The 23,402-nt window shown below is 29.3% G+C and carries 23 protein-coding genes and 1 tRNA gene; 17 read left to right on the forward strand and 7 right to left on the reverse strand.

Features of this window, described 5'->3' with window-relative positions; all coding sequences use genetic code 11:
* Nucleotides 1–126: 126 nt before the first annotated feature.
* The 3 genes from HOH73_06040 to dapD form a co-directional block, all read right to left on the reverse strand.
* The gene (locus tag HOH73_06040) at nucleotides 127–654 is read right to left on the reverse strand and encodes a hypothetical protein (protein ID MBT5828414.1); all 528 of its coding nucleotides are present in this window, start codon (nucleotides 652–654) and stop codon (nucleotides 127–129) included.
* Between the two features lie 962 nt (nucleotides 655–1,616).
* Nucleotides 1,617–2,762, reverse strand: a complete 1,146-nt coding sequence (gene dapE / locus HOH73_06045; protein MBT5828415.1) for a succinyl-diaminopimelate desuccinylase — start codon at nucleotides 2,760–2,762, stop codon at nucleotides 1,617–1,619.
* 1 nt (nucleotide 2,763) lies between these two features.
* Nucleotides 2,764–3,594, reverse strand: a complete 831-nt coding sequence (gene dapD, locus HOH73_06050) for a 2,3,4,5-tetrahydropyridine-2,6-dicarboxylate N-succinyltransferase (protein ID MBT5828416.1) — start codon at nucleotides 3,592–3,594, stop codon at nucleotides 2,764–2,766.
* A gap of 54 nt (nucleotides 3,595–3,648) precedes the next feature.
* Here dapD and HOH73_06055 point away from each other — a divergent pair, with 54 nt between their 5' ends.
* On the forward strand, nucleotides 3,649–4,362 hold the full coding sequence (locus HOH73_06055; protein ID MBT5828417.1) for a hypothetical protein: 714 nt from the start codon (nucleotides 3,649–3,651) through the stop codon (nucleotides 4,360–4,362).
* Nucleotides 4,363–4,399: 37 nt separating this feature from the next.
* Here the strand turns inward: HOH73_06055 and HOH73_06060 are convergent.
* Nucleotides 4,400–4,476, reverse strand: a tRNA-Val gene (locus HOH73_06060).
* 165 nt (nucleotides 4,477–4,641) lie between these two features.
* Between HOH73_06060 and ccmE the strand changes: the two genes are divergently transcribed.
* Genes ccmE through HOH73_06075 form a run of 3 tightly spaced genes read left to right on the forward strand, consistent with a single transcriptional unit; the run spans nucleotide 4,642 to nucleotide 7,386 of the window.
* Entirely contained in the window at nucleotides 4,642–5,043 is a 402-nt protein-coding gene (ccmE, locus tag HOH73_06065; protein ID MBT5828418.1) for a cytochrome c maturation protein CcmE, read from the forward strand.
* A gap of 2 nt (nucleotides 5,044–5,045) precedes the next feature.
* Complete coding sequence (ccsA, locus tag HOH73_06070; GenBank protein ID MBT5828419.1) at nucleotides 5,046–6,872, forward strand: cytochrome c biogenesis protein CcsA; 1,827 nt, start codon at nucleotides 5,046–5,048, stop codon at nucleotides 6,870–6,872.
* Nucleotides 6,850–7,386: a redoxin family protein gene (locus tag HOH73_06075; protein MBT5828420.1), complete on the forward strand. Its 537-nt coding sequence runs from the start codon at nucleotides 6,850–6,852 to the stop codon at nucleotides 7,384–7,386. The genes ccsA and HOH73_06075 overlap by 23 nt, the downstream gene beginning before the upstream one ends.
* On the opposite strand, the gene recF is transcribed toward HOH73_06075, so the two are convergent.
* A complete protein-coding gene (gene recF / locus HOH73_06080; protein MBT5828421.1) occupies nucleotides 7,370–8,503 on the reverse strand; it encodes a DNA replication/repair protein RecF in 1,134 nt (377 codons plus the stop codon). The genes HOH73_06075 and recF overlap by 17 nt on opposite strands.
* Nucleotides 8,503–9,636, reverse strand: a complete 1,134-nt coding sequence (locus tag HOH73_06085; GenBank protein ID MBT5828422.1) for a DNA polymerase III subunit beta — start codon at nucleotides 9,634–9,636, stop codon at nucleotides 8,503–8,505. Before HOH73_06085 ends, recF begins: the two co-directional genes overlap by 1 nt.
* Nucleotides 9,637–9,762: 126 nt before the next feature.
* On the opposite strand from HOH73_06085, the gene glmS reads away from it, so the two are divergent.
* The 4 genes from glmS (at nucleotide 9,763) to HOH73_06105 (ending at nucleotide 13,922) form a co-directional block, all read left to right on the forward strand.
* Nucleotides 9,763–11,613 (forward strand): glutamine--fructose-6-phosphate transaminase (isomerizing), encoded by a 1,851-nt coding sequence (gene glmS, locus HOH73_06090; protein MBT5828423.1) that lies wholly within the window; start codon nucleotides 9,763–9,765, stop codon nucleotides 11,611–11,613.
* Nucleotides 11,614–11,640: 27 nt separating this feature from the next.
* Complete coding sequence (locus HOH73_06095; protein MBT5828424.1) at nucleotides 11,641–11,955, forward strand: multidrug efflux SMR transporter; 315 nt, start codon at nucleotides 11,641–11,643, stop codon at nucleotides 11,953–11,955.
* 126 nt (nucleotides 11,956–12,081) lie between these two features.
* Nucleotides 12,082–13,482: a dihydrolipoyl dehydrogenase gene (gene lpdA / locus HOH73_06100; protein MBT5828425.1), complete on the forward strand. Its 1,401-nt coding sequence runs from the start codon at nucleotides 12,082–12,084 to the stop codon at nucleotides 13,480–13,482.
* 269 nt (nucleotides 13,483–13,751) lie between these two features.
* Complete coding sequence (locus tag HOH73_06105) at nucleotides 13,752–13,922, forward strand: DnaJ domain-containing protein (GenBank protein MBT5828426.1); 171 nt, start codon at nucleotides 13,752–13,754, stop codon at nucleotides 13,920–13,922.
* A 355-nt stretch (nucleotides 13,923–14,277) separates the two neighbouring features.
* Here the strand turns inward: HOH73_06105 and HOH73_06110 are convergent, their stop codons facing one another.
* Nucleotides 14,278–14,820: a thermonuclease family protein gene (locus HOH73_06110; protein ID MBT5828427.1), complete on the reverse strand. Its 543-nt coding sequence runs from the start codon at nucleotides 14,818–14,820 to the stop codon at nucleotides 14,278–14,280.
* Between the two features lie 86 nt (nucleotides 14,821–14,906).
* On the opposite strand from HOH73_06110, the gene HOH73_06115 reads away from it, so the two are divergent.
* The 9 genes from HOH73_06115 to HOH73_06155 form a co-directional block, all read left to right on the forward strand.
* On the forward strand, nucleotides 14,907–15,500 hold the full coding sequence (locus tag HOH73_06115; protein MBT5828428.1) for a hypothetical protein: 594 nt from the start codon (nucleotides 14,907–14,909) through the stop codon (nucleotides 15,498–15,500).
* A 56-nt stretch (nucleotides 15,501–15,556) separates the two neighbouring features.
* Nucleotides 15,557–17,284, forward strand: a complete 1,728-nt coding sequence (tadA, locus tag HOH73_06120) for a Flp pilus assembly complex ATPase component TadA (protein ID MBT5828429.1) — start codon at nucleotides 15,557–15,559, stop codon at nucleotides 17,282–17,284.
* Nucleotide 17,285: 1 nt separating this feature from the next.
* Nucleotides 17,286–18,491: a type II secretion system F family protein gene (locus HOH73_06125; protein ID MBT5828430.1), complete on the forward strand. Its 1,206-nt coding sequence runs from the start codon at nucleotides 17,286–17,288 to the stop codon at nucleotides 18,489–18,491.
* Nucleotides 18,492–20,000, forward strand: a complete 1,509-nt coding sequence (locus tag HOH73_06130; GenBank protein ID MBT5828431.1) for a hypothetical protein — start codon at nucleotides 18,492–18,494, stop codon at nucleotides 19,998–20,000. It abuts the gene before it with no gap.
* Complete coding sequence (locus HOH73_06135; protein MBT5828432.1) at nucleotides 19,997–20,617, forward strand: hypothetical protein; 621 nt, start codon at nucleotides 19,997–19,999, stop codon at nucleotides 20,615–20,617. Before HOH73_06130 ends, HOH73_06135 begins: the two co-directional genes overlap by 4 nt.
* Before the next feature lies 1 nt (nucleotide 20,618).
* Nucleotides 20,619–21,395, forward strand: a complete 777-nt coding sequence (locus HOH73_06140) for a hypothetical protein (protein ID MBT5828433.1) — start codon at nucleotides 20,619–20,621, stop codon at nucleotides 21,393–21,395.
* Complete coding sequence (locus HOH73_06145) at nucleotides 21,388–22,110, forward strand: ABC transporter ATP-binding protein (GenBank protein ID MBT5828434.1); 723 nt, start codon at nucleotides 21,388–21,390, stop codon at nucleotides 22,108–22,110. The genes HOH73_06140 and HOH73_06145 overlap by 8 nt, the downstream gene beginning before the upstream one ends.
* The gene (gene trpD, locus HOH73_06150; GenBank protein MBT5828435.1) at nucleotides 22,107–23,108 is read left to right on the forward strand and encodes an anthranilate phosphoribosyltransferase; all 1,002 of its coding nucleotides are present in this window, start codon (nucleotides 22,107–22,109) and stop codon (nucleotides 23,106–23,108) included. The genes HOH73_06145 and trpD overlap by 4 nt, the downstream gene beginning before the upstream one ends.
* A partial coding sequence (locus tag HOH73_06155) for a DedA family protein (protein ID MBT5828436.1) occupies nucleotides 23,105–23,402 on the forward strand: 298 nt, incomplete at its 3' end. The genes trpD and HOH73_06155, both read left to right, overlap by 4 nt.

Below are 23,402 nucleotides of genomic sequence, written 5' to 3' on the forward strand. Positions count from 1 at the left end.
CAAGAACAGCAGCAAGCCCAAAAGATCTATCGCATGTTGCAAGGCTAGCTGAGCAAAAAACACTTCAGATTATATAGCTAGTAAGGGTAGGGATTTAGCATATAGTTTTTTTATTTTAACTATATTTTATCTGCCATTAGGCTGCGCTCCTGTTACTTGTTCTTGTGCTCTTTGCTCAGCTAGCCTTGCAACATGCGATAGATCTTTTGGGCTTGCTGCTGTTCTTGCTTCAGCTTGTCCTCCTGCTTCTTGTGCTGCTTGCTGCCTTGCCAATCTAGCTTCTATCTGATGATTAAGCACAGTTAACTCACTTTCTGTTAGTTGATTTAATGGTTTTTTAGCCAATTCAGCTGCTCCATTTCCTGCTTCATAATGATATGTATATGTTCCATCGTCATTTTTAGCTATATGATCAGGTAAGCTTGGTAAAGACTCTAGTTTAGTGATTAGTTCTGCTAGATAGTCTGGTTTTGCATCTACTGCTGCCAATATTCCTTCTTTAGTTAAAGCTCTTAATATATCTGCTTCTTGCTTTTTACGTCCATCTTCAATAGCACTCAATCTTAATTTTAAACTTTGATCTGTGGTTAATTTATGTGGCTTTATAGATGCTTCCTTAAACTCTGTTATTTTTGCAATTACCTCATCAGGCATACTACCCAATTTACCTGCTAAATACTTTTGATCTTCTGGAGCTAGTTCTGGTGCTATCTTAGCTAGTGACCTTGCTGTACGTACTATAGTCGATTTTTATTTTTTTGTGTTGTTGGTTATTATGGCTTCGGTAATAGCTGCAAGTGCTTTTGTGCCTTCGGATCAGATTTGGTTATATTTTAAATTCAATATACTAAGCCTAGAACCATTATCAAATACTTGAAGAAGCTGTTCATGGAATTTTGGTTTGAATGCTTTAAAGGGTTCAATTTGTTTGATGAACTTTATACGAGGGATTGTTACTTGTGGTATGGGAGTGTGGTGTTCAGTTAATCTCATTTTATTGTACCTAAGTTTTTATATGTAACATATTAACATAATTTTAAGGTATATGCAAAAATTTAGTTGGTATGAAACGCTTTTCTTGCTAAAATAGCACTTTATTTGGCTTTGTAATTATCACACAGTCATTTATAAAAGAATCATTAAAACCAGATTAGAAAAAATAGATTATAATAACATTTTTTAATCAGAAATTATTAAGTAAGTCATATCATCAAGATTTGCCAAAAACTCTGTTTTTTAAAATTTTCATATTAGATATCTAGCTCACACCATGGAAATATTTAACTAATAATATTAAGCCCCTTTATTCTAGTGGAGATTAAAATAGTTAACAATAAAGTAGTAACATTTTCTTGAGCTAAAATTAATGTTAAAATTCACATAAAAAACTTCTTCCAAAAGAATGAACTATAATAACTACTCCAACTAACATTAAGAATAAGGGGGTAAACTAGGTTCAGCAGTAATGTCTACTTAAAAATATCTTATTTTAGCGTGAAAGCTCATATTGAAGTTGAAAGCTAAGGTAAGCCATTGAACCTTAACTGTAAAAATACAAAGAGCTGTTGAAATTAAAACAACTCCTTATAATAAAATTCTTTACTTCTGCTTAATATTTAGGATTGGAAATATAACTCTAAAAATCTTAAATATATCTTTTCTAATTTTTCTATATCATCCAATGCTATATGTTCGTCAATTTGATGAGCTGTTTTGTTGATAAGACCAAACTCTATAGTAGGGCAGATGTTTTTGATAAATCTTGCATCAGATGTGCCGCCTGTAGTACTTAAAATAGGAGCTTTACCTACAACATCTTTTACAGCAGTTGTAATCATATTTTGTAAATTTATATCCTCTGTCAAAAATGACTCGCCACTAACTCTATGATCCAGTTCATATTGTGCTAAAGTCTTAGAGCAAGCCTCATCTATTATTTGAATGATTTGCTTGCTATCATATTCACTATTAAAGCGGATATTAAATTTAGCTGTAGCAGATTCAGGTATAATATTAGTAGTGCTATTATCCACATCAAAAGAAGTTACTTCTAAGTGAGTTGGATCAAAATATTTGTTACCAAGATCAAATTGATGGTCGATTAACAAATTTAAAGTTTTGATAAGGGCAGTAATTGGGTTTATCGCATTTTCTGGATAGGCGACATGGCCTTGTTTACCAATTGCCGTCAAAGTAAAGTTAACACTTCCTCTTCTCCCAACTTTAACCATCTCACCAATCTTTTCTGGATTAGTAGGTTCACCAACTATTGTATGACTAATTTTTTCATTATTTTTTACTAAATAATCTATAACTTTAACAGTGCCATTAATTGCTATATCCTCTTCGTCACCTGTTATTAAAAAGCTAATAGAATTATTAAAATCAGGGTTTTTTGCTAAAAACAACTTTACAGCACCAAGAAAACAAGCAATAGCTACTTTCATATCTACAGCTCCTCTACCATATAAGATATTGTTATCTATAGTTGCAGAAAAAGGGTCAAAACTCCATTTTGTTATGTCACCAGCTGGCACCACATCTGTATGTCCTGCAAAGGCTAAGTTTTTAGCTGAATTACCAAATTTAGCATATAAATTATGTATTTCTGGTAAGTTATTGTCACTAAAAGATAAAATTGTGTTTTTAAAGCCTAATTTCGCTAGTTCTTCAGCCAATAACTCAATAGCTCCGTCATTTTCAGGTGTTACTGACTTTCTTTGCATTAATTTTTGAGCTAACTCAAGAGTATATTGACTCATATTAATCTCTTAGTAATTCGTTGATGGAGGTTTTAGATCTGGTTTTTGCATCAACTTGCTTTACAATAACTGCACAATATAAACCTGGCTTATTTGGGTCCTTGTTAGGTAAATTACCCGGTACAACTACAGAATATGGTGGAATTCTTCCATAAGTTATTTCCCCAGTTTCTCTATTTATGATTTTAGTAGACTTCCCCAAATATACACCCATAGAAATAACCGAGCCAGTTTCCACCAATACGCCTTCAGCAATTTCAGACCTAGCTCCAACAAAACAATTATCTTCTATTATTACAGGGTTTGCTTGTAATGGCTCTAAAACACCACCAATACCGGCACCACCAGAAATATGACAATTTTTTCCAATCTGCGCACATGATCCAACAGTTGCCCAAGTGTCTATCATGGTGCCACTATCTACATATGCTCCTAAATTTACAAAACTTGGCATTAAAACAACATTTTCACCAATAAATGAACCATAACGAACTATACAATTTGGTACTGCTCTAAAATTTGCCTGTTTAAAATTATCTTCAGTCCAACCTTCAAATTTAGATTTTACTTTATCATACCAATATGCATGACCATTTATAAATGGACCTCCATCTATTACGGCCATTTTATTAGTTCTAAATGAAAGTAAAATAGCTTTCTTAACCCATTGATTCACATGCCACTCATCATTTATTCTATCACACACTCTAAGTGCACCTGAATCAATTAAGCTTGCAACCTCGTCAATGTTTTCTTTTATTTTAATATCATTGAAATCTGTGTTTTCTCTTTGATCCCATAAATTATTAATTTTTGTTTCTAAATTTTGCATATTTTATTATAATGAATTATGATAATTTATAAATTATGTTTTTAGAGCTGTAAAGTGTTAGTTACTTGTGAGAAATGTCATACTAAATATAAACTTAGTATTAACGAAGTTAAAAAGGTTAAAAGTAAGGGGAGAATCCTAAAATGTGGTAATTGTCATCATCTATGGTTACTTAAATATGATAGCAGTGATTTTAAAAATGCTTTTAAAACTCATAACCCCACCGATCCTGAACTGATAAATAGAATTAAACTTAGTACCGAAGAGTCCCTAATTTTACGAGAGATTATTACAGATAAAAAAATTAATGATTATTTTAAATATTCTAATTTTCAATTTCTTACAAAAATAATATTTTATATTTTGTTGTTTTTTTCAATCTTAACTTTTTTGATTACTAAAAAAAATCAACTTCTTGATAAACCTTTATTAAATATAGGTCCAAGTTTGCTTGGATTAACTGACAATAGAATGTTGCAATTTGATAAAGTTGTTATTGCAAAATCATCCTTTGCTAAAAACTCTCCTTTATTACTTTCTGGTTTTGTAGTTAACAAATCAGATAAAATAAAAAAAATCCCAGATTTAAGAATTAAATTTTTAAATAAAAGTAATTATCTGTTAGAAGTAATAACTTATGAAGTTCCTTTAAAATATTTAGAAGCTGGTGAAAGTTTTAAAATTTCTAATAAAATTGTTAATTATCCAAATAATACTCATAATATAGAGCTTGAAATAGGTAATTATTTAGAGTTTTTATTAAGGTAATCTAACTAATTAGATGAATAAATAGTAAAGGAAAAAATGGTGGGCGATATTAGATTCGAACTAACGACCTCTACGATGTCAACGTAGCGCTCTAACCAACTGAGCTAACCGCCCAAAACTATTGTTTGTACAAATTATTATGATATATTATTCTTATTTAGCAAATGAAAGATTACAGTAACTACATATATTGCGCATATTTTATAGCATTCACATTAATGTTTCTATTATATATTAGAACGTTAAAAAACAGTAAAAGACTTAAAGAAGACAAAAAAGATGCATAAAAAAGTAAAATCACGATTAGTCAATCTTGTGCTAATTATTATAATCACATCCGGTTTTTTAGGATTAATTTTAAAGAATTTAAATGAAAATATCTCTTTCTATTTTACTCCAACAGAAATTTTAACAAAAAAACACATTACAACTGCAAGATTAGGTGGAGTGGTAAAGAAAAACAGCTTAATAACTAATGAAAATGGTTTAATAGAATTTACAGTAACAGACTACAAAAATGAAATTAAAGTAAATTACAAAGGAATTCTACCAGATATTTTTAGAGAAGGGCAAGGAGTGGTTGCAATAGGCAAAGTAGAAAAGACTAATTTTGTAGCAAGTAAAATATTAGCCAAACATGATGAAAATTATGTAGCCGTAAAAACAGATTATAAGGAATAAATATGAACTATATTCTTGGCAATCTATCACTTGTACTACTTGCATTAAGCTCTTCATTTTTCTTTCTTTTTCTGTCCTTTGGTAAAGGTTTGAAAATTTTATTTAAAATAAAATTAACAATTTTTATAATAAGTAGCTTTGCCTTCTCAATATTAGCTATTGCTTATATTAATTCTGATTTTAGTTTATTAAATATCTATCTTAACTCTTATAGTGAAAAGCCACTATTTTATAAAATTGCAGCAATATGGGGAAACCATGAGGGCTCATTATTATTGTTTATTTTCTTACTTGCCGCAGTTAATTTATTAACCTTAAATAAAGTAACTAACAAAAAAGTTATCGCTTTATGTCAGCAAACAATAATGCTAATAGTAGCTTTATTTTCTCTTTATTTATTTTTTACTTCTAATCCTTTCTTACTAAATAAAGAACTTACCAATAATGGCCTTGGACTAAACCCCATCTTACAAGATTTTGCTTTAATCATTCATCCACCTATATTGTATTTAGGTTATATTATTTCAATTATTACTTACGCTTTTACTATAGCATTAGTTAAAGAAAATAAATTTACTTTTGCTAATTTAAAAACAATATTAAGTCTTAATAAGTTAGCTTTTGTTACCCTTACTCTAGGTATAATGCTTGGTTCATGGTGGGCTTACAGAGAATTAGGCTGGGGAGGGTACTGGTTCTGGGACCCAGTTGAAAATCTTGCTTTATTGATCTGGCTTTTTTCATTGCTATCTCTGCACAGTAATATCGCTATTTTACAAAATAAAAATTTGTTAAATTGGTTTGTTTTTTCTGCCCTAACTACATTTTTAATAATTTTACTAAGCTTTTTTGTAATTAGATCAGGTATCCTAATTTCAGTACATAGCTTTGCAGATGATCCTTACAGAGGCGTATTTTTGCTTTTAATCTTCTTGATTGTGACTTGCTATACAATATATGCACTTAGAAATTTTAAGCATAAAAGAAGAGAAGCAAAATTTTCTTTAAACAAGAGTAATCTAATTAGAATACAAAATTTTTTAATAACTTCTGTAATAATTATAGTTTCTTTCGGGGTGTTTTTTCCTATTTTCTATAATGTTATTGTTAAGCAAGAATTATTTATAGGTCCTGACTTTTTTAACAAATCTATATTGCCAATATTATTAATAATTTTAGCCTTCATGTCTGTGGTTCCTTACCGTAATATACGCTTCAACTTATTAATTAAACTTGTTGCTTTAGCTTTAGCTTCTTTACTTATAATATTGATAATACAGGCTAAATATGATTGGTTAATAGCTTTATTTGCATTAATTGTAATTGTTAGCAATATAAATTCTTCTTTACAATTTAAAGGGAAATTTAGATTGTCAAAATCAAATATAGCACATGCTTCATTTGCCTTAATTATTCTAGCTATTTCTTTAAATAATCTAAAAAAATTTGAAACAGAGCAAGTAATTACTAAAGATAAACCACTAGAGTTCTTAGATTATTCTCTTAATTTTAATGGTTTTACAGAAGGTAGAGCATCTAATTATTTATATGCTAAAGCGAGTTTTCAACTTAAGCATAAAAACAAAATTATCGAATTGTCGCCTGAGCAAAGATATTATTTAGCAAGTGATATAACTACTAAGGAGGTTTACATAAAAAGATATGGTTTGCATGATATATATCTTGTAATCGGCGAAATATATTCTAAAAATAAAGTGAAAATAAGATTTATATATAATCCCTATATAAACTTGCTTTGGTTAGCTGCTTTATTATTAATTTTACAATTTTTCTTACGAGTTAAAAATGACAAAAAAAACAAGTTTTAAATATATTATCATAACCACTATATTAGGTGTAATACTTTATAAAGCATTATTTAGTGATAGAGAAAAATATGAATTAGGAGTTTTGGTTGGTAGTAAAGTTCCAGATTTTGAGTTAGCTACTATTATAGATAATAACAAATTCACAAATAATAATATTCTTGAAATTAACAAGGGGTATAAATTATTAAATTTCTTTGCATCTTGGTGCTCTACTTGCATGATGGAACATGATGATATGATGAGCTTAACTATGAGAGATGATATAGAGGTAATTGGAGTGGTGTGGCGTGATAATCCAACAACTGTAGAAAATTGGTTGAATGAACATGGTGATCCTTATGACTTATTATTAATGGATAAAAGGGGTTCTTCTAAAACTATATTTGGTTTAATAGGAGTGCCAGAATCATTTTTAATAGATAAGGGTAATAATATCATAGCACATTATAGAGGCCCAATTAATCTAAAGCAGATAGAAGAGTTTTTAGAAAATAAAATTAGCTTAGTTCAATAATTTCTATATCTTTAATTGAACTAAAAAACTTTTTATCTGTACCAGTCATAATGGTCTGAATATTTAATTTTTTTAGATCATTTATAAAAGAAGTTGCATTGCTTTTATCCAAATGACTAAGAACCTCATCTAGTAATAAAATAGGAGTTTTTCCATTAATTTTGCACAGTAATTTAGCTAATGCTATAAAAATTGATGCAAGTAGTGATTTTTGTTCGCCCGTAGAGCAATATAAAGAGTTTATATTTTTTTCTACATAAAAACATGAAAAATCAGTCTTATGTATGCCAATGTGAGTTTGCTTTTTTAATAAGTCATTACTTCTATTTTCTGTAAGTAAATCTTTTGCTGTTTTTTCTATTTTAATTGTGGCTATCTTATCTAAATACATTTTTTCAAAACCATCCTGAAAAAACAATAATGCTTTAGGGTATTTTGCATCTAAATCTTCTAACTCATTATTTAAATAGCGAATAGTTTCAACTCTAGTAAATGCAATAGCACTATTTAACTCAGCTAATTTATTTTCTATAGTTTCTAGCCAACTAGATGATACACCATAATTTAGCAAAATATTCATTCTTTCTTTAAGATAATATTCATATCTCTGTAAATTTTGCAAATGTTCAGGGTTGAGATTAAATATTATACGGTCGAAAAACTTTCTTCTTTCAGATTTTGGAGCTGTGAAAATACTGTCATAAAGAGGAGTTAGCCATAGGAGATTTAAATATTTTGCAATATCAGCCTGTTTATTGAGCTTATTATTATCAAGATTAAATATTCTACTATTTGAGTTCTCTAACTTAGCCGTAGAAAAATTATATTGTCTTTCATTGTGCTGAAAATCTATGTTAATGTTAAAGCCATTAAAATATTCTGCACTATTAATATTTTCGAATTCTTCAATTTTACTATTTCGAAGACCTCTACCAGGAGCGCATAAAGAGATAGCTTCTAATATATTAGTTTTTCCTACACCATTATCGCCTACTAAAGCACAAATGTTTTTCGAAATATTATATGTTGCTTGTGAGAAATTTCTAAAATTAGTTAATTTAATCTTAGAAATAAAAACTTTATTTAACTTTAAATCAAAATCCTGTGTTTGTGGCATTATATGCGCATTGGCATAATTACAAATAATGAAGATGAATCACTTGAATCTTGTACTAAAGTAGGGGAAGCTCCATCTGAAAAGTGAAATTCTGCCGTTTCTCCTTCTAAAACAGAAGTTAATTCTATTAAATATTTAGAATTAAAACCAGTTTCAATTAAATCACTTGCATAATTAACCGCTAATTCTTCTTTTGCAAAACCAACTTCCACATTATCTGCGGACAATACCAATTTGTTGTCACCTAAAGTTAATTTAACAGATTTACCTTTGTCAGAAGAAATAGTTGAAACTCTGTCTATAGCAATTGCTAGTGGCTTAACTTCTGTTTTTAATATTAAATTATTATTGTTTGGGATAACTCTTTCATAATCAGGGAAGTTACCATCTATTAATTTGGAAATAAGCGTAATATTAACAAACTCAAATTTTATTTTTGTAGTAGAAATGTGAATTGTAATTTCATTGTTTTCGTTATCTTCTTCTAGAACTTTTTTAATTTCTAAAATTGTCTTTCTTGGAACAATAATTTTAGGCATGTCTTTTGCTCCTTCTGGAAGGTCAACCTCTACTCTTGCTAATCTATGACCATCAGTTGCAACAGCTCTTAAAACATTTTTGCCATTATTATTTGTATCATGTAAATAAATACCATTCAGATAATAGCGCGTTTCTTCTGTAGAAATAGCAAATTTAGTTTTATCAACCAATTTAAGGAAATCCTTCTTATTTACAGAAAACTTATGAGTGATATCTCCTGTTTCTATAACAGGAAAATCGTTCGACTCTATCACAGGTAAGGTAAAGTTGCATTTAGCTGATTTTATTTTTAAGGTTTTACTTGTTGAGTTACTTTCATCGTATGAGCAATCTACACTAGAACCATCTGGTAGTTTTTTTACAATATCATGAAATGTGTGAGCAGGAACAGTTATTGTGCCATCACTTAAAATTTCAGCTGGAATGTTATCAGTTACAGCTACATCCATGTCAGTTGCTGTAAACTCTAAGTTAGAATTTTTGGCGTTAATTTTAACATTTGATAATATTGGAATAGTGTTTCTTCTTTCAACAACACCTTGTATGTGTGATAATGATTTAAGTAATGAATTACGATCTATTTTAAAATGCATTTTACTCCTGCTAAAATTTCGCTCTTAAATTAGCAAAACTAATATTATTTAGCAATATTAATTATTTAATTCTTACTATTCAAGTCAACTAAAATAGATTTAAGTTTTTGACTAACAAAAGGAATAATGTATGATTTAGCTTTTGAGGATAAAATGTGCGGAATTTTTGGATATATTTCTAACGAAAATGTAGTTAATAATCTTGTTGATGGACTTACAAAGCTTGAATATCGAGGTTACGATTCTTCCGGTGTAGCTGTTATTAATCAGAGTAAATCCATAAAAGTTAGAAAAGCTGAAGGAAAAATAATTTCATTAAAAGAAAGGTTAGCGCAAAAATCACTTGAGGGCAACAATGGAATAGCACACACAAGATGGGCAACTCATGGTAAACCCAATGAAATCAACGCTCACCCTCATTCAAACGGTAATTTTGCAGTAGTACATAATGGTATTATAGAAAATTTTCGTGATATCAAAGAAGAGCTAATGGCTGAAGGCTATAAATTTAAAAGTGAAACTGATACGGAGGTAATACCTAATTTAATTGATAAAGCCTACAAGGAAACTAATAATGTTCTATTAGCAATAAGGCGCGCTATGGAGAATTTTGATGGTGCATTTGCTTTAGGAATTATTAGCAAGTATGAACCAGACAAATTATATGCGGTAAAAAGAGGTTCTCCTCTTGCTATTGGTCTAGCTGACAAAGGAAATTACATAGCTAGTGATGCTTATGCAATAGCTGAGCAAACCAACAAAATATGTTACTTAAATGATGATGACATAGCAATTTTAGAGCAAGATGCCATATCAATTTACGATAAAGATCACAATATAGTAAAAAGAGAACTAAAATATACTAGCTTCTCATCTAATTATGTAGGTAAAGGAGATTACCGTCACTTTATGCAAAAAGAAATAAATGAGCAGCCTGCCGTTATTTCAGATATATTAAGGACATATTGCGATAGAGAAACTAATGAAATAATCTTCCCTAAGGCTAAATTAAATTATAAAGATTTAAAAAAAATTACTTTTGTTGCGTGTGGAAGCTCTTATTATTCTGCTTTGATTGCAAAATATTGGCTGGAAAATATTGCAAATGTCAGTTGCAAAGTAGAAATAGCATCTGAGTTTCTTTACACAAATCATTTCTCAGATAGTAGGTTGGTGGTATTTATTTCACAGTCTGGTGAAACTGCAGATAGTTTAGCAGCTCTTAAAATGGTTAAAAAAGAAGGAGTAAAAACATTAGTGATTTGCAACTCAGAACATAGTTCAATGGCAAATATTGCTGATTATTTTATTAATATTTTAGCAGGCCCAGAAATTGGAGTTGCTTCAACTAAAGCTTTTACCGCGCAATTAACAATATTAGCATTGCTTACAATAGAAATAAGTTTTGCACATAAACTGCTCAGCAATTCAAGCAAAAAAAACTACTGCCGCATGTTAAGAAAAGCTCCTAAATTAATGAATGAATCATTTAATAAGGAAGATCAGATTATTGATATTGCTAATCTTATAAAAAATAGAAATAGCGTTATTTATTTGGGTAGGGGAGCAAGTTATGGTTTAGCACATGAGGCCGCTCTTAAATTAAAAGAAATCTCATATATTCATGCAGAAGGTATAGCAGCAGGAGAGCTAAAACATGGTCCTATTGCATTAATTGATGAGAATTTATTTATTGTTGCAATCTTACCAAATGATAACATTACACACAAAACCATTTCTAATTTAGAGGAGGTAAAATCTAGAGGTGGCAAGATTATTGTAATCACAGAAGAATCTTTGAAAAACAAAGTTAAGGACATAGCTGAAAAAATAATAATATTACCAGAAATTAATAGTTTTGTTTCTTCAATAATTTTTTCAATACCTATACAATTACTTGCTTATCACACAGCTGTTGCAAAAGGAACGGATGTTGATCAACCAAGAAATCTAGCCAAATCTGTAACTGTGGAGTAATTCTAAAATTTAATAAGTTTAAGTAACATGCATCCATATTTAATTTTATTAGCTGCCATAATTTTTGAAGTTATTGGTACAATGTTACTACCTGTATCGCAAAATTTTTCAAAATTAATTCCAACAATTATATTGTTACTTTCATATGTATTATCCTTTTACTGCCTAGCCTTAATTTCAAGCAAAATACCTCTTGCAATTATCTATGCCTCATGGTCTGGGATTGGTTTGTTTTTAGTTACGATCTTAAGTGTTTATTTTTATAAAGATCCTATAAATTGGCCAATTATTTTAGGCTTATTGTTAATAATAATAGGAGTAGTGATTGTTAATGTTAATTAAGTTATCAGCTTACATTATACTTTAAATTATAATTTAATGGAATTAAATAACTTAATTCTTGTTAAAATTAATTGGAAATTTCAAAAGAAAGCTATATCTTAATTTTGAATTTTAAAAAAATATTATATGTCTAGAAATTTTGATATTATTGTAATAGGGGGTGGACCTGGTGGTTATGTAGCCGCGATTAGAGCAGCTCAGCTGGGTTTTAAAACGGCAGTTATAGAAGAAAAACACTTAGGTGGAATTTGCTTAAATTGGGGTTGTATTCCTACTAAGGCATTGTTGAAATCAGCAGAAGTAAATAACCTAATAAAACATGCAGATGAATATGGTATTAAGGTAAGCTCTTCAGAAATAGATTTTAAAAAGATTATTTCAAGATCCAGAGAAGTGTCAAAAAAGCTAGCTTCAGGTATTGGTCATTTAATGAAAAAAAATAACATTACGGTTATAGAAGCTAGAGGTAAACTTAATGGTCCTAACCAAATAAGAGCTTTTTTTAGTAATGGTGAAACCGAAGATATTAAAACAAAAAATATCATAATATCCACTGGTGCCAGAGCCAGAATATTACCAAATTTAGAACCAGATGGCAAGTTTATTTGGACTTACAAGGAAGCTATGGTTGCAGATACTCTACCCAAAAATTTACTAGTTGTTGGAAGTGGTGCAATTGGCATGGAGTTTGCAAATTTTTATAATAGTCTAGGTACGAAAGTTACTGTAATTGAGCTTGCAGATACTATTTTACCCGTAGAAGATAATGAAATTTCAAAATTAGCGACCAAAGAGTTTTCTAATCAAGGTATCAATATTAAAACTAATACTACAATTTCTAATCTTGAAAAATTAAAGTCTGAAGTTGAAGTAGAGCTTAAAAACAGCAAAAATAACAAAGTTGAGTTAGTTAAATTCGACAGAATAATCTCAGCAGTTGGCATAGTTGGAAATACTGAAGATATTGGCTTGGAAGGAGGAAAAGTTAAAGTTGATAAAGGAAGTATTTTAACTGATGAAAATTGTAAAACTGATGAAGCTAATGTTTATGCTATTGGAGATGTAGCTGGTGCGCCATGGCTTGCCCATAAAGCTTCACATGAAGCAGTTGCTGCTGTAGAACATATAGCAGGACTCGGGTCTCATCCACTAAAGAAAGAAAACATTCCAGGCTGCACATATACTAACCCACAAATTGCTTCCGTTGGCTTAACAGAAAAAGCAGCTAAAGAGCAAGGTTATAACTTAAAGGTAGGTAGATTTCCATTTATGGCAAATGGAAAAGCGATTGCTTCTGGCAAAGAAAGTGGTTTAATAAAAACTATTTTTAATAGTGAAACAGGTGAATTATTAGGAGCGCACATGATAGGTTCAGAAGTAACTGAACTTATTCAGGGTTTTGTACTTGCAAAAACTTTTGAAGCAACAGAAGAAGATATCATGCGTACATGCTTTCCACATCCAACATTATCAGAGATGATGCATGAATCTGTTTTAGATGCTTATGATAAGGCTTTGCATATTTAAAGATGCTGTATGTAATATTATTAGTTATACTGCTCTTAATAGGTTTTAAGTTAAGGCAGGATAAAAGATATTTCAGATATTATATTGCTATCTTATTGACTGCTATAATTGTGTTTTTTAGTATTAAATATGGCAAATTAATTTTTGCTTTGTTGGCATTTTTGGTACCATTTCTATTAAAAATATTTTATATTTTAATTAGAAATTCTAGTATTTTAAAGTGGTTTTTTCTTAAGAATAAGCAAAATCCAGTTCGCTACAAAGCTAAAATGACTAAGGCTGAGGCATATAAAATACTAGATCTACAAGAAGGATCCAGTAAGCTAGAGATTAAAAATCAGTATAAAAAGCTGATTAAAAATAATCATCCAGATAAGGGTGGCTCTAAGCATATCTCAGCTTTATTAAATGAAGCAAAAGCGATACTTTTAAAAAATTAGAATCTTTTATAGTATAAAGCTAACTATTATTAATAGTTTTTAAAGCTGATATTCGATTAGTAACTTTAATTATTATGTAAGCTTTTTTCAAAAGTGATGTTATAAGTTTTGTAACTATATTTGTTAATTTTAGTATTATTAAGTGTCAATTTAAATAATAGCCGGCAGTTTTGAATCTTGCATAGAGGCTTAGAAATAGTTAAATCTTAAAAACCAGGCTTTGTCTTAGGAGTATTATTTTGTTTATATAAGTTTTATCCTTACGCCTACAAAACATTTTATATTAGCTACTTTACAACGCTCTTTGCTTTTAATTTGTTTAATTAACTATAAACTAGCTTGTGTTTTTTGTTAGTTAGAATCTTGGATTTAATTTTCGATATTGTCTAGGGGTAATAAAGTCTCCTTGCCACAAACCTATTTTGTTTTTTTTAGCCAACAACTCCTTGTTGTAATATTTGTTAGAAGAGCTGTAATTAATTGCCCAGCCATTTTCTACCATGAGTGAATTTAGATTAACATCTAATATATAGCATGTAGCTAAAAATCTTGAATAATAATCTTTGCCGTTGATGTTACATTTAATGTTCTTGTTATTTGTTTGGTTACGCAAAAACTTTAGAGCGAGCTTACCACAATTATATACTTTATTACTGCTATTATAACATGTTTGCTTATATTCAGGTGCGTCAATATCTATCAATCTTATTTCATAATTATTTATCTTTACAGAGTCACCATCAATAATATGAGCTTTTCCAGAAATAGAGAAGTTATGCTCACTATTATTATAGCTACCAAAATATAGTTTGCTATCTCGTATATAAGTGTAATATAATATTACGCCAAGTAATAGCAAAAATGCTGTTGTTAATGTATAATTAATGTCCTTATTCATTTTAAATGTTTTCTTTTTTAGATTCTATATTGGTCTTCATCTTTATCTCTATAATAACTATAACAATATTATGTATAAATAATATAATGGATAATGCCAAATCTAAAGCTTTCATTGTAGAAACAAAGAATAATATAACACAGATTAAGCTATTTAAAGAAAAATATAAATTTTTACCTGGAGATTTACCTTTTGCACAAAAATTCTTTAATAATGTGCAAAATGGTAATGGTAATGAGTTGGTCGAAGATCACAAAGAAACATTCTTTGCTTGGCAGCACTTGTCAGTCGCTAAATTAATAAATAGTAATTTTACAAATTTTAATTTAACTTATGCTAAAATTTATGCTAACATGCAATATAGTAACAATTCATTATGTGGTTATCAAATTATTGCTGATAGTAAGTTAAATAACATTTTTTATAACTTAGATGAGAAAAGTAACTTTTTAAGAATTGCTTTAGATAAAGGTTTTGGTAATCTTACTAAATCTTGTTTAAGTTCTGCTGAATCACATCGAATAGATGTAAAACTAGATGATGGATTACCAGTATCAGGAAATATTTTAGCAGATAATGGCTATAATAAAAACGGTTGTATATGTATATTAACTTTAGACTACGCTTATTGCAAAGATACAACAGATAAAAAATGCATTTTACAATATAATATAAAGTAAAATTTTGGTTGAAAACTAGTTAAAAAAAATGTTAGTTATATGAGAATATATTTAAGATGAAGGAAAACAACAATTCTGAACAAAATACTAAAATAGACCCTAAAAACAAAGATTTAGGTGTTATTTTGGTAGAAAAAGGTCTGATATCAGATGACCAGCTGCAAGTAGCTAAAAAGCAAATGGCTATTACGGGTAAATCTTCTTTGGGTGAATTACTTGTTAATATGGGATTTGTTACAGAAAGTGCTTTAGGAGAAGCTATCTCTAAAACTTCTGGAATAGAAAAATTTGACTTAAAATCGATTGTACTAGATGCAAGACTTATAAAAAAAATCCCAAAAGAGATAGCTTTAAAGCATAAAGTTATAACTGTTGGAATAGAGCCAAAAAAAATCTTTGTTGCCATACATGATGTGTATGATGTGATTGCATTGGATAGTGTAAAGAAATTCTTCCCTTCCAACTTTACTATAGAACCTCTTTACAGCCCTGACACAGAAATCCTAGAAGTAATAGATCAGTATTATGACTATGATATGTCCATGGATGGTATTTTAAAAGAAATAGAGAATGTTAAGGAGGGGTTTGACAATGCAAGTGCTGGAAATAATGAAAATTATAAAAATCCAGTCGTAAGATTGGTTGATTCCATCCTAATTGACGCAGTACACATTAATGCTTCTGACATCCATTTTGAACCAGAAGAAAGTTTTTTGCGTCTAAGATACAGAGTTGATGGTAAGATGCGCCAAATAAAAGCTTTTCATAAAGATTACTGGCCTTCAATTGCCGTAAGAATAAAAATAATGTCCAGCATGAATATAGCTGAAAGTAGAAAATCTCAAGATGGACATGCAACAGCTAATGTTTTAGGCAGGGAAGTTGACTTTAGAGTTGCAACTCAACCAACAGTGCATGGCGAAAATATTGTTATGCGAATATTAGATAAAGCCAAATCACTAGTTGAATTAGATAAACTAGGCTACTCAGAGCATAATATAAAATTATTAACAAAGTTGTTGAAAAAGCCAGAAGGTATAATTGTTGTAACAGGGCCAACTGGAAGTGGAAAAACCACTACATTATATTCTGTTTTAAGTTATATAAATTCGGTGGATAAAAATATAATGACTCTAGAAGACCCAGTAGAGTATGAAATACCTTTAATTAGACAGACATCAGTAAAAGATGGAAGCATTAGCTTTGTTGATGGTATAAAATCACTTTTAAGACAAGATCCTGATGTTATTTTCGTAGGAGAAGTTAGAGATTCCGACACAGCTTCTATTGCAGTTAGAGCAGCTATGACTGGTCATCAAGTATTTACTACCTTGCATACAAATGATGCAGTTGGAGTAATTTCAAGATTATCAGACATAGGAGTAAAGCACTCGCTTTTATCAGGAGCTCTTATTTGTTGTCTTGCACAGAGATTAATAAGAATATTATGTGTAGATTGTAAGGTTAAAGAAAAAGCAAGGCCAGATGAGTGTGAAATTTTAGGCATAGACCCAAGTGAGGGGGAGGAAGTGTATCATGCAGCGGGTTGTGATAAATGTGGAAATACTGGATATAAAGGTAGGGTAGCAGTATCAGAAATATTAGCAATTTCCAGAGAAATTGATGAAATGATAGCTCTTGGATCAACTGCTAACGCTATTTTAACTCAAGCAAATAAAGAGGGCTTTGTCAGTATGGCTCAAGATGCTTTAAGTAAGGTTATGCAAGGTATTACTGATGTTGATGAAGTGATCAGAAATATAGACATGTTAGATAGGCTTTAAAATGGCAAATTATTCATATGTAGCAATTAGTGATACTGGAAAGCAATTTAAAGGAACAATGAATGCTAATAACGCAGATGATTTAGAGTATAAATTAAGCGAAATTGGTCTAGAAATATTATCACATAAGGAATCTGGCTCCTCAAGCTTTTCACTAAGCATATCATCACCTTTGAATGCAAAAGATCTTATTTTATTATGTACTCATTTCGAACAGTTAGATAAAGCGGGAATACCAGTTACTCAGGCAATAGAAGATTTAAGAGATTCTGATGATAATCCTAAATTCAGGGATTTGATGCAAGATATATATGAGTCTGTAAAAGCAGGAAAAATGCTTTCAGAAGCAATGGAGGAGCATCCTAAGACTTTTGATGAAGTTTTTGTTGGTTTAGTAAAAGCTGGAGAGAAGACTGGAAATTTAAGCCAGTCATTTAACTATTTGGCTGAGCATTTGAAGTGGTCAGATGAGATAAAGAGAAAAACTAAAAAAGCAGTCAGATATCCTATATTTCTTTTGGTTGTGGTATTTGCTGTTACCGCTGTGATGATGGTTGTGGTAATTCCAAAATTATCGGATTTTTTATTAAAACAAAATTTTGATTTACCATTTTACACTAAAGCATTAATTAGTTCTTCTGAAGTTTTTAAGGTATATTGGCAGTTGATGATTATAACGCCAATATTTCTTATATTTGCAAATAAACTCTTTTATAAATACAATGAAAAATATGCATATGTAATTGATAAAATAGTATTATCAATACCATTTGTGGGCAGCACTTTGTTAAAAATAGATGTTGCAAGATTTAGTCAGTTTTTTCTAATTACCTTTAAAAGTGGTATTGATGTAATGGATTGTTTTGATATTGTTGAAAGAGTTGTAAGTAACAGAGTAATGAAAGAGACAATATCAGATATAAGTAGAGAAGTTTCCGATGGCAGCAGTATAAGCAGCTCACTTAGAAACTCAAAAAGATTCCCAAATTTGGTAGTAAGAATGTTTGAAGTTGGCGAACGAACAGGTAATATGGAAGATTCCCTGCAAAATGTTAAGTTTTTTTATGATAAAGAAGTTAATGACTCTGTTGATGCAATGGTTGGGGTAATACAGCCTGCTTTAACTCTCATTATGGGAGGTTTGCTCCTATGGATATCCTTATCTGTTTTTGGTCCTTTATATTCAAGTTTTAGTAATATTAAATAAATGTTAGCACTATTTCAAAAATTTATATTTAAAAAATTCATATTGTTAGTAAGCGACAATGGCGCTAGGCTTTCATTGGTAGAAAAAGGAATAGAAAAAAAGGTTTTATTAGTAAAAACAATAACAGATAATGAGATAAAGCAATTTAGTAAGTTGTTAGCTCAACATTCTAATGTGCCATTATATATATTAACAGATGTAAGTGAGCAGAGTTTTAAAAAGGTTACTTTTCCGTCAACTAACCGAATGATAATTAAGAAATTAATTACTAAACGGATATCTAGAGATTATAAAAAACAAGATTTACATAATTTTTATAATATAAAAAACAAGCAAGATAAAGATAATAAAAGCTCCAACTTTATTATTGCTAATATAGCTAATGTCTCACCATTAAATGATTGGATAGATTATACACATAATATATCAAATCCAGTAGATGCTGTGTTTTCAATTCCCATTGAATTATCAGCACTAATAGATGAAGTGCATAATAAGTTAAAAATAGAAGGAGTGGCTGTTTCTAAAGTAAGATGGAAAATACTTGTGATTCAATTAGATATGGGTGGAATTAGAATAATAGTGAATGAAAATTCTAAATTAATCTTTAGTAGACTCCTAAGCTTTAATAACGATTCTACAGATGAGAATGATTTGGAGACTTTAAGAAGTCAAATTTTGGGTACCATAGAATATTTGAGAAGAATAGGTTTTAAAGATAAACATGGCTTAAATGTATTTTTGCTTTTCGGCGATGCTTTGGCAGCTAAATTTGATGCTAGCACTATAAAAGGTTATAAGTTCTTTTACCTTAAAAGAAAATCTCTAGCTAGCTTAATAAGCAAAACTGCAACTAAAACAAATAAGAATTTTTCTATAGATGAATTTGTTACTGTATATTTTGCAAAAAAAGGGAAATTTTTAGGTTTTTTAACTAAAAACTTAGAAAAAATCTCTATTATTAATAATGTAAATATAGCACTTACCATATTATCAGCTGCTACATTACTTTTTCTGATTTTATTTTTAGCTTTAAAAATACAATCTATTGGCGTTACTAAAAATACAATTGAACGGCTAAATTTTAAAGAAAAAAAACTAACCCAAAAGCTAGAAAATATAAGAGAAGAAAAATTTGGTTTTGATATCGATGAAGATAAAGTGATAGATGTTGCCAAATTACATTCAATGCTTGGCGAAATAAATATCAAGCCACTTGATATGATCTTTAAATTTTCTACTGTTTTGCCTGATATACTTAAAATGAAAAATTATTCTTGGAAACTATCTAAGGGTAAAAAAATCATTGTTAAAATAGATGCGGTTTTTACGGGTAAAGATTTATCATATGAAGAATTATTTTCTAAATATGATATATTTATAAGAGATATAAAAACAGAGTTTAGTTCTTATGAAATTCAGCATTCTGAATTGCCAGATACTATTAACTTTGGTAATACAGTGGATGATATTCCAATTACCTTGAACATTATAGGTCCATTAAGATGATAACAGTACAAAAATTAAAAGTTATAGTTTTCTTCAAGGCTTTTATTCTTATCTCCTTGCTAGTTGCGACGTTTTTTACACATAATTATTTTTCTAATATAGATAATAAGTTATCTCGTCAGGAGAGATCGTCAAAAGGAAAAGTATCTAATATGGAAAGAAAAATAAATAGCTTTAATGCTAAAACTAAAGATATAGGTGAAGCTCTTGCAACTTGGGAATATTTAACAAGTGATTATGAATCATTTGCAGGTCTCAGAATTAGTACTGCAAAAAATATCATTGAGGGCTTAAATAAAAAATATAATTTTAAAAATATAGATATAAACATGTCTAAACCTGAGTTGCTTAGTGGTAAATTTTTACGAGAATCGATAGGTGTGGAATTTAGTGTTATAAAAATTAGATTAAAAGCATTATCTGATGTAAAGATTTATAACTTTATTCATGAGCTAACAGATTTATTCCCAGGCTATTTAGTATTTAACTCATATAGTTTAAAGTTGGAACGCGATTTAAATCAAACTTTTTTATCTAGTTTATATAGTGATTCAAAAATATCATCAGTAAGTGCTGATATAGAGCTAGATTGGAGAGCATTAAAAGAGTTGGAATAGTATGATTAAAATAATATTATTAAATTTTCTATTTATTTTTCAATCATATGCACTAGATGAAAATTTAGAGCAAATGTTAAAGGAACAAACGGAAGAAGTTGAATTAAATAGATTAACAGAAACCAGTTCAGATAATATAGCCGTTGCACCTGATGTAAAAAGTGAAGATTTGGTTAAGGAAGTAACAGAAAAAACTAAAAAGAAACTAGAGCTGGAAAATGAGAAGGAAAAGCGTCTTAATAAGTTAGAGGAAGAAAAACTAACTAAAGAAAGATTAAAATTAGAAGAAAATAATGAGATCCTAAAAGTTTTAAGGAAAAGCTCTTTATTTCATACGCAAGAACAATTAGATCGTTTAGACAATGCTTTGGAAGCTATTAATGATGGTAGAAAAATTATAATTGAAGATATAGATGGAGAAGAGAATGTAGAGGTTATAAGAAGTTCAGCTATAAATTTTTATTTAAACTCTATAATTTTTTATTCTAAAACTGATTGGATATTATGGCTCAATGGTAATAAAATAACTCCAAAAACTAATGAAAGTGACTTAGAACTGATTGAAATAAACAATAATTTTGTAAGATTAAGGTGGATTACAGGTTATGAGAAGTTTGTAAATGCTATAATTAAAGAAACTGAGGCGAGTCGTTTGCCAGCAAGAACTTATGTTGAAGTTTCAGATAATATAGCAAAAATTGATTTTACTCTGGAGCCTAACCAGACCTTTTCTGTAGGTAGTAATATTAAAATTTTAGAAGGAAGAAACAATGAGTAAGAAAGCAGTTTTAGAAATATCTAATCTATCAAAATTATTTAAAAAAAGATTAATTATAAATGATATATCCCTAAAAATCATGCCAGGTGATATATTTGGCTTAATTGGTGCAAATGGAGTGGGTAAAACTACATTAATAAAAATAATATTAGATTTACTTAAACCAACTTATGGCGAAGTAAATATTTTTAACATTAATTCTAATCATAAAAATTCTAGGGCTGATTTGGCATATTTACCAGAAAAGTTCCAACCTTCTTTTTTACTAAAAGGGCATGAATTTTTGGAGTTATCAATGGGTTATCTAGGTAAGAAATATAAAAAGAATGATGCTATAAAACTTGCTGAAGTTCTTGATTTAGATAAAAATGCTCTTGATAATAGAGTGACAAAATATTCAAAAGGAATGGGGCAAAAGCTTGGTTTAATATCTACATTCCTAACCGAAGCTAAATTACTTATTCTTGATGAACCTATGAGTGGTTTAGATCCGCATGTCAGGATAAAGTTAAAAGATTTATTAGAAGATTATGCTAAAAAAGGTAATACTGTTTTTTTCAGCTCCCATATACTCTCTGATATAGATGAAATTTGTAATAGAGTAGGGGTTATTCATAATAGTGAGTTATGTTTTAGCGGTACAGCAAAACAATTTAAAACAAAATATAAAAGCGACAGTTTAGAAAGAGCTTTCTTAGAAATTATTAAGTCATGAAAGACTACCTTACAAAATTACAAGAAAATCAGACTTTTTCAGAAAGTGAGTTAAAAAATATTTTTTTAGGTGTTTTAGAGCAAAAATATACTAAAGAAGAAATTGCAGCTTTTTTATTTGGCTTGTCGTTTAGGGGAGAATCTAGTGAAGAAATATATAGCTTAGTTTCACTTTTAAAATCAAAGGCAAACAAATTTGCAAGTGATTTAAATGCAATTGATGTTTGTGGAACCGGTGGAGATGGGCATAACAGCTTAAATATATCTACAGCTGTTGCCTTTACTTTATCTAGCCTGGGTGTAAAAGTTGTAAAACATGGAAATAAAGCAATTAGTTCAAAATCTGGTTCTTCCGATGTCTTAGCTAAGCTAGGTGTGGATATAACAGCAACTCCAGAAATTATGAAAACTTGCTTAAAAAAACATAATTTTTGTTTTTTATTTGCACCATATTATCACCAAGCTATAAAACAAGTTGCAGAGATAAGAAACTCTCTTAAAGTTAGGACTATTTTCAATTTGATTGGGCCGCTATTAAATCCAGCAAATTTAAATAAACAGTTAATTGGTGTATATGATTTAAAGTTAATGGATAAATATGCGGATATTTTATTAAAGCTAAATTATGAGCATGCTTTTATTGTAAGTAGTATAGATGGTTTAGATGAGGTTTCAATATCAGCTAAAACTAACATTATAGAAATAATCTCTGGTAAAAAGCATTTCTACACTTTTGATCCAAAAACATTACTTAATAATAATTATAAACTTTCTGATCTGAAAGGAGGTGATGCAGATTACAACGCATTAAAAATGCTAAATTTATTTAAAGGTGAAGAAGGCGCTTATCATGACGCAGTATGCTTAAACGCAGCTTTTGGGTTAAAATTACAGCAAAAAGATAAAGAGCTGAAAGAATGTTTTCATATTATTAAGAATAAATTACTAACTGGTGAAGTTTATAAACATTTTCTTGAAATTAGAAATATTTTTAAATGATAGAGTATATTTTTAGTATCATAAATAACATAACCTTAATTATAGAATTATATGGTTATATAATAATATTATTATTAATGATGATAGAAAGTAGCTTTATTCCATTTCCCAGCGAAATTATTATGATTCCAGCAGGTTATTTAGCTTCTAAGGGAAGTCTTGATATATCTCTTGTGATTTTATCTGGTGTTTTAGGCAGTATTTTAGGGGCTTCCCTAAATTATTTTTTAGCAAAAATATTTTGTTTAAAATCATTGCAAAAATTAGGTAAGTATTTTTTTATTTCTAATAAAA

It is taken from the genome of Alphaproteobacteria bacterium (assembly GCA_018667735.1).
Taxonomy (GTDB): Bacteria; Pseudomonadota; Alphaproteobacteria; order Rickettsiales; family JABIRX01; genus JABIRX01.

Bases quoted from the DNA above. Each gene is read 5' to 3' on its own strand.
- HOH73_06040 (MBT5828414.1), bottom strand. From the start codon at position 654: ATGCCTGATGAGGTAATTGCAAAAATAACAGAGTTTAAGGAAGCATCT.
- dapE (MBT5828415.1), bottom strand. From the start codon at position 2,762: ATGAGTCAATATACTCTTGAGTTAGCTCAAAAATTAATGCAAAGAAAG.
- dapD (MBT5828416.1), bottom strand. From the start codon at position 3,594: ATGCAAAATTTAGAAACAAAAATTAATAATTTATGGGATCAAAGAGAA.
- ccmE (MBT5828418.1), top strand. From the start codon at position 4,642: ATGCATAAAAAAGTAAAATCACGATTAGTCAATCTTGTGCTAATTATT.
- ccsA (MBT5828419.1), top strand. From the start codon at position 5,046: ATGAACTATATTCTTGGCAATCTATCACTTGTACTACTTGCATTAAGC.
- HOH73_06075 (MBT5828420.1), top strand. From the start codon at position 6,850: ATGACAAAAAAAACAAGTTTTAAATATATTATCATAACCACTATATTA.
- recF (MBT5828421.1), bottom strand. From the start codon at position 8,503: ATGCCACAAACACAGGATTTTGATTTAAAGTTAAATAAAGTTTTTATT.
- HOH73_06085 (MBT5828422.1), bottom strand. From the start codon at position 9,636: ATGCATTTTAAAATAGATCGTAATTCATTACTTAAATCATTATCACAC.
- glmS (MBT5828423.1), top strand. From the start codon at position 9,763: ATGTATGATTTAGCTTTTGAGGATAAAATGTGCGGAATTTTTGGATAT.
- HOH73_06095 (MBT5828424.1), top strand. From the start codon at position 11,641: ATGCATCCATATTTAATTTTATTAGCTGCCATAATTTTTGAAGTTATT.
- lpdA (MBT5828425.1), top strand. From the start codon at position 12,082: ATGTCTAGAAATTTTGATATTATTGTAATAGGGGGTGGACCTGGTGGT.
- HOH73_06105 (MBT5828426.1), top strand. From the start codon at position 13,752: ATGACTAAGGCTGAGGCATATAAAATACTAGATCTACAAGAAGGATCC.
- HOH73_06110 (MBT5828427.1), bottom strand. From the start codon at position 14,820: ATGAATAAGGACATTAATTATACATTAACAACAGCATTTTTGCTATTA.
- HOH73_06115 (MBT5828428.1), top strand. From the start codon at position 14,907: ATGGATAATGCCAAATCTAAAGCTTTCATTGTAGAAACAAAGAATAAT.
- tadA (MBT5828429.1), top strand. From the start codon at position 15,557: ATGAAGGAAAACAACAATTCTGAACAAAATACTAAAATAGACCCTAAA.
- HOH73_06125 (MBT5828430.1), top strand. From the start codon at position 17,286: ATGGCAAATTATTCATATGTAGCAATTAGTGATACTGGAAAGCAATTT.
- HOH73_06130 (MBT5828431.1), top strand. From the start codon at position 18,492: ATGTTAGCACTATTTCAAAAATTTATATTTAAAAAATTCATATTGTTA.
- HOH73_06135 (MBT5828432.1), top strand. From the start codon at position 19,997: ATGATAACAGTACAAAAATTAAAAGTTATAGTTTTCTTCAAGGCTTTT.
- HOH73_06140 (MBT5828433.1), top strand. From the start codon at position 20,619: ATGATTAAAATAATATTATTAAATTTTCTATTTATTTTTCAATCATAT.
- HOH73_06145 (MBT5828434.1), top strand. From the start codon at position 21,388: ATGAGTAAGAAAGCAGTTTTAGAAATATCTAATCTATCAAAATTATTT.
- trpD (MBT5828435.1), top strand. From the start codon at position 22,107: ATGAAAGACTACCTTACAAAATTACAAGAAAATCAGACTTTTTCAGAA.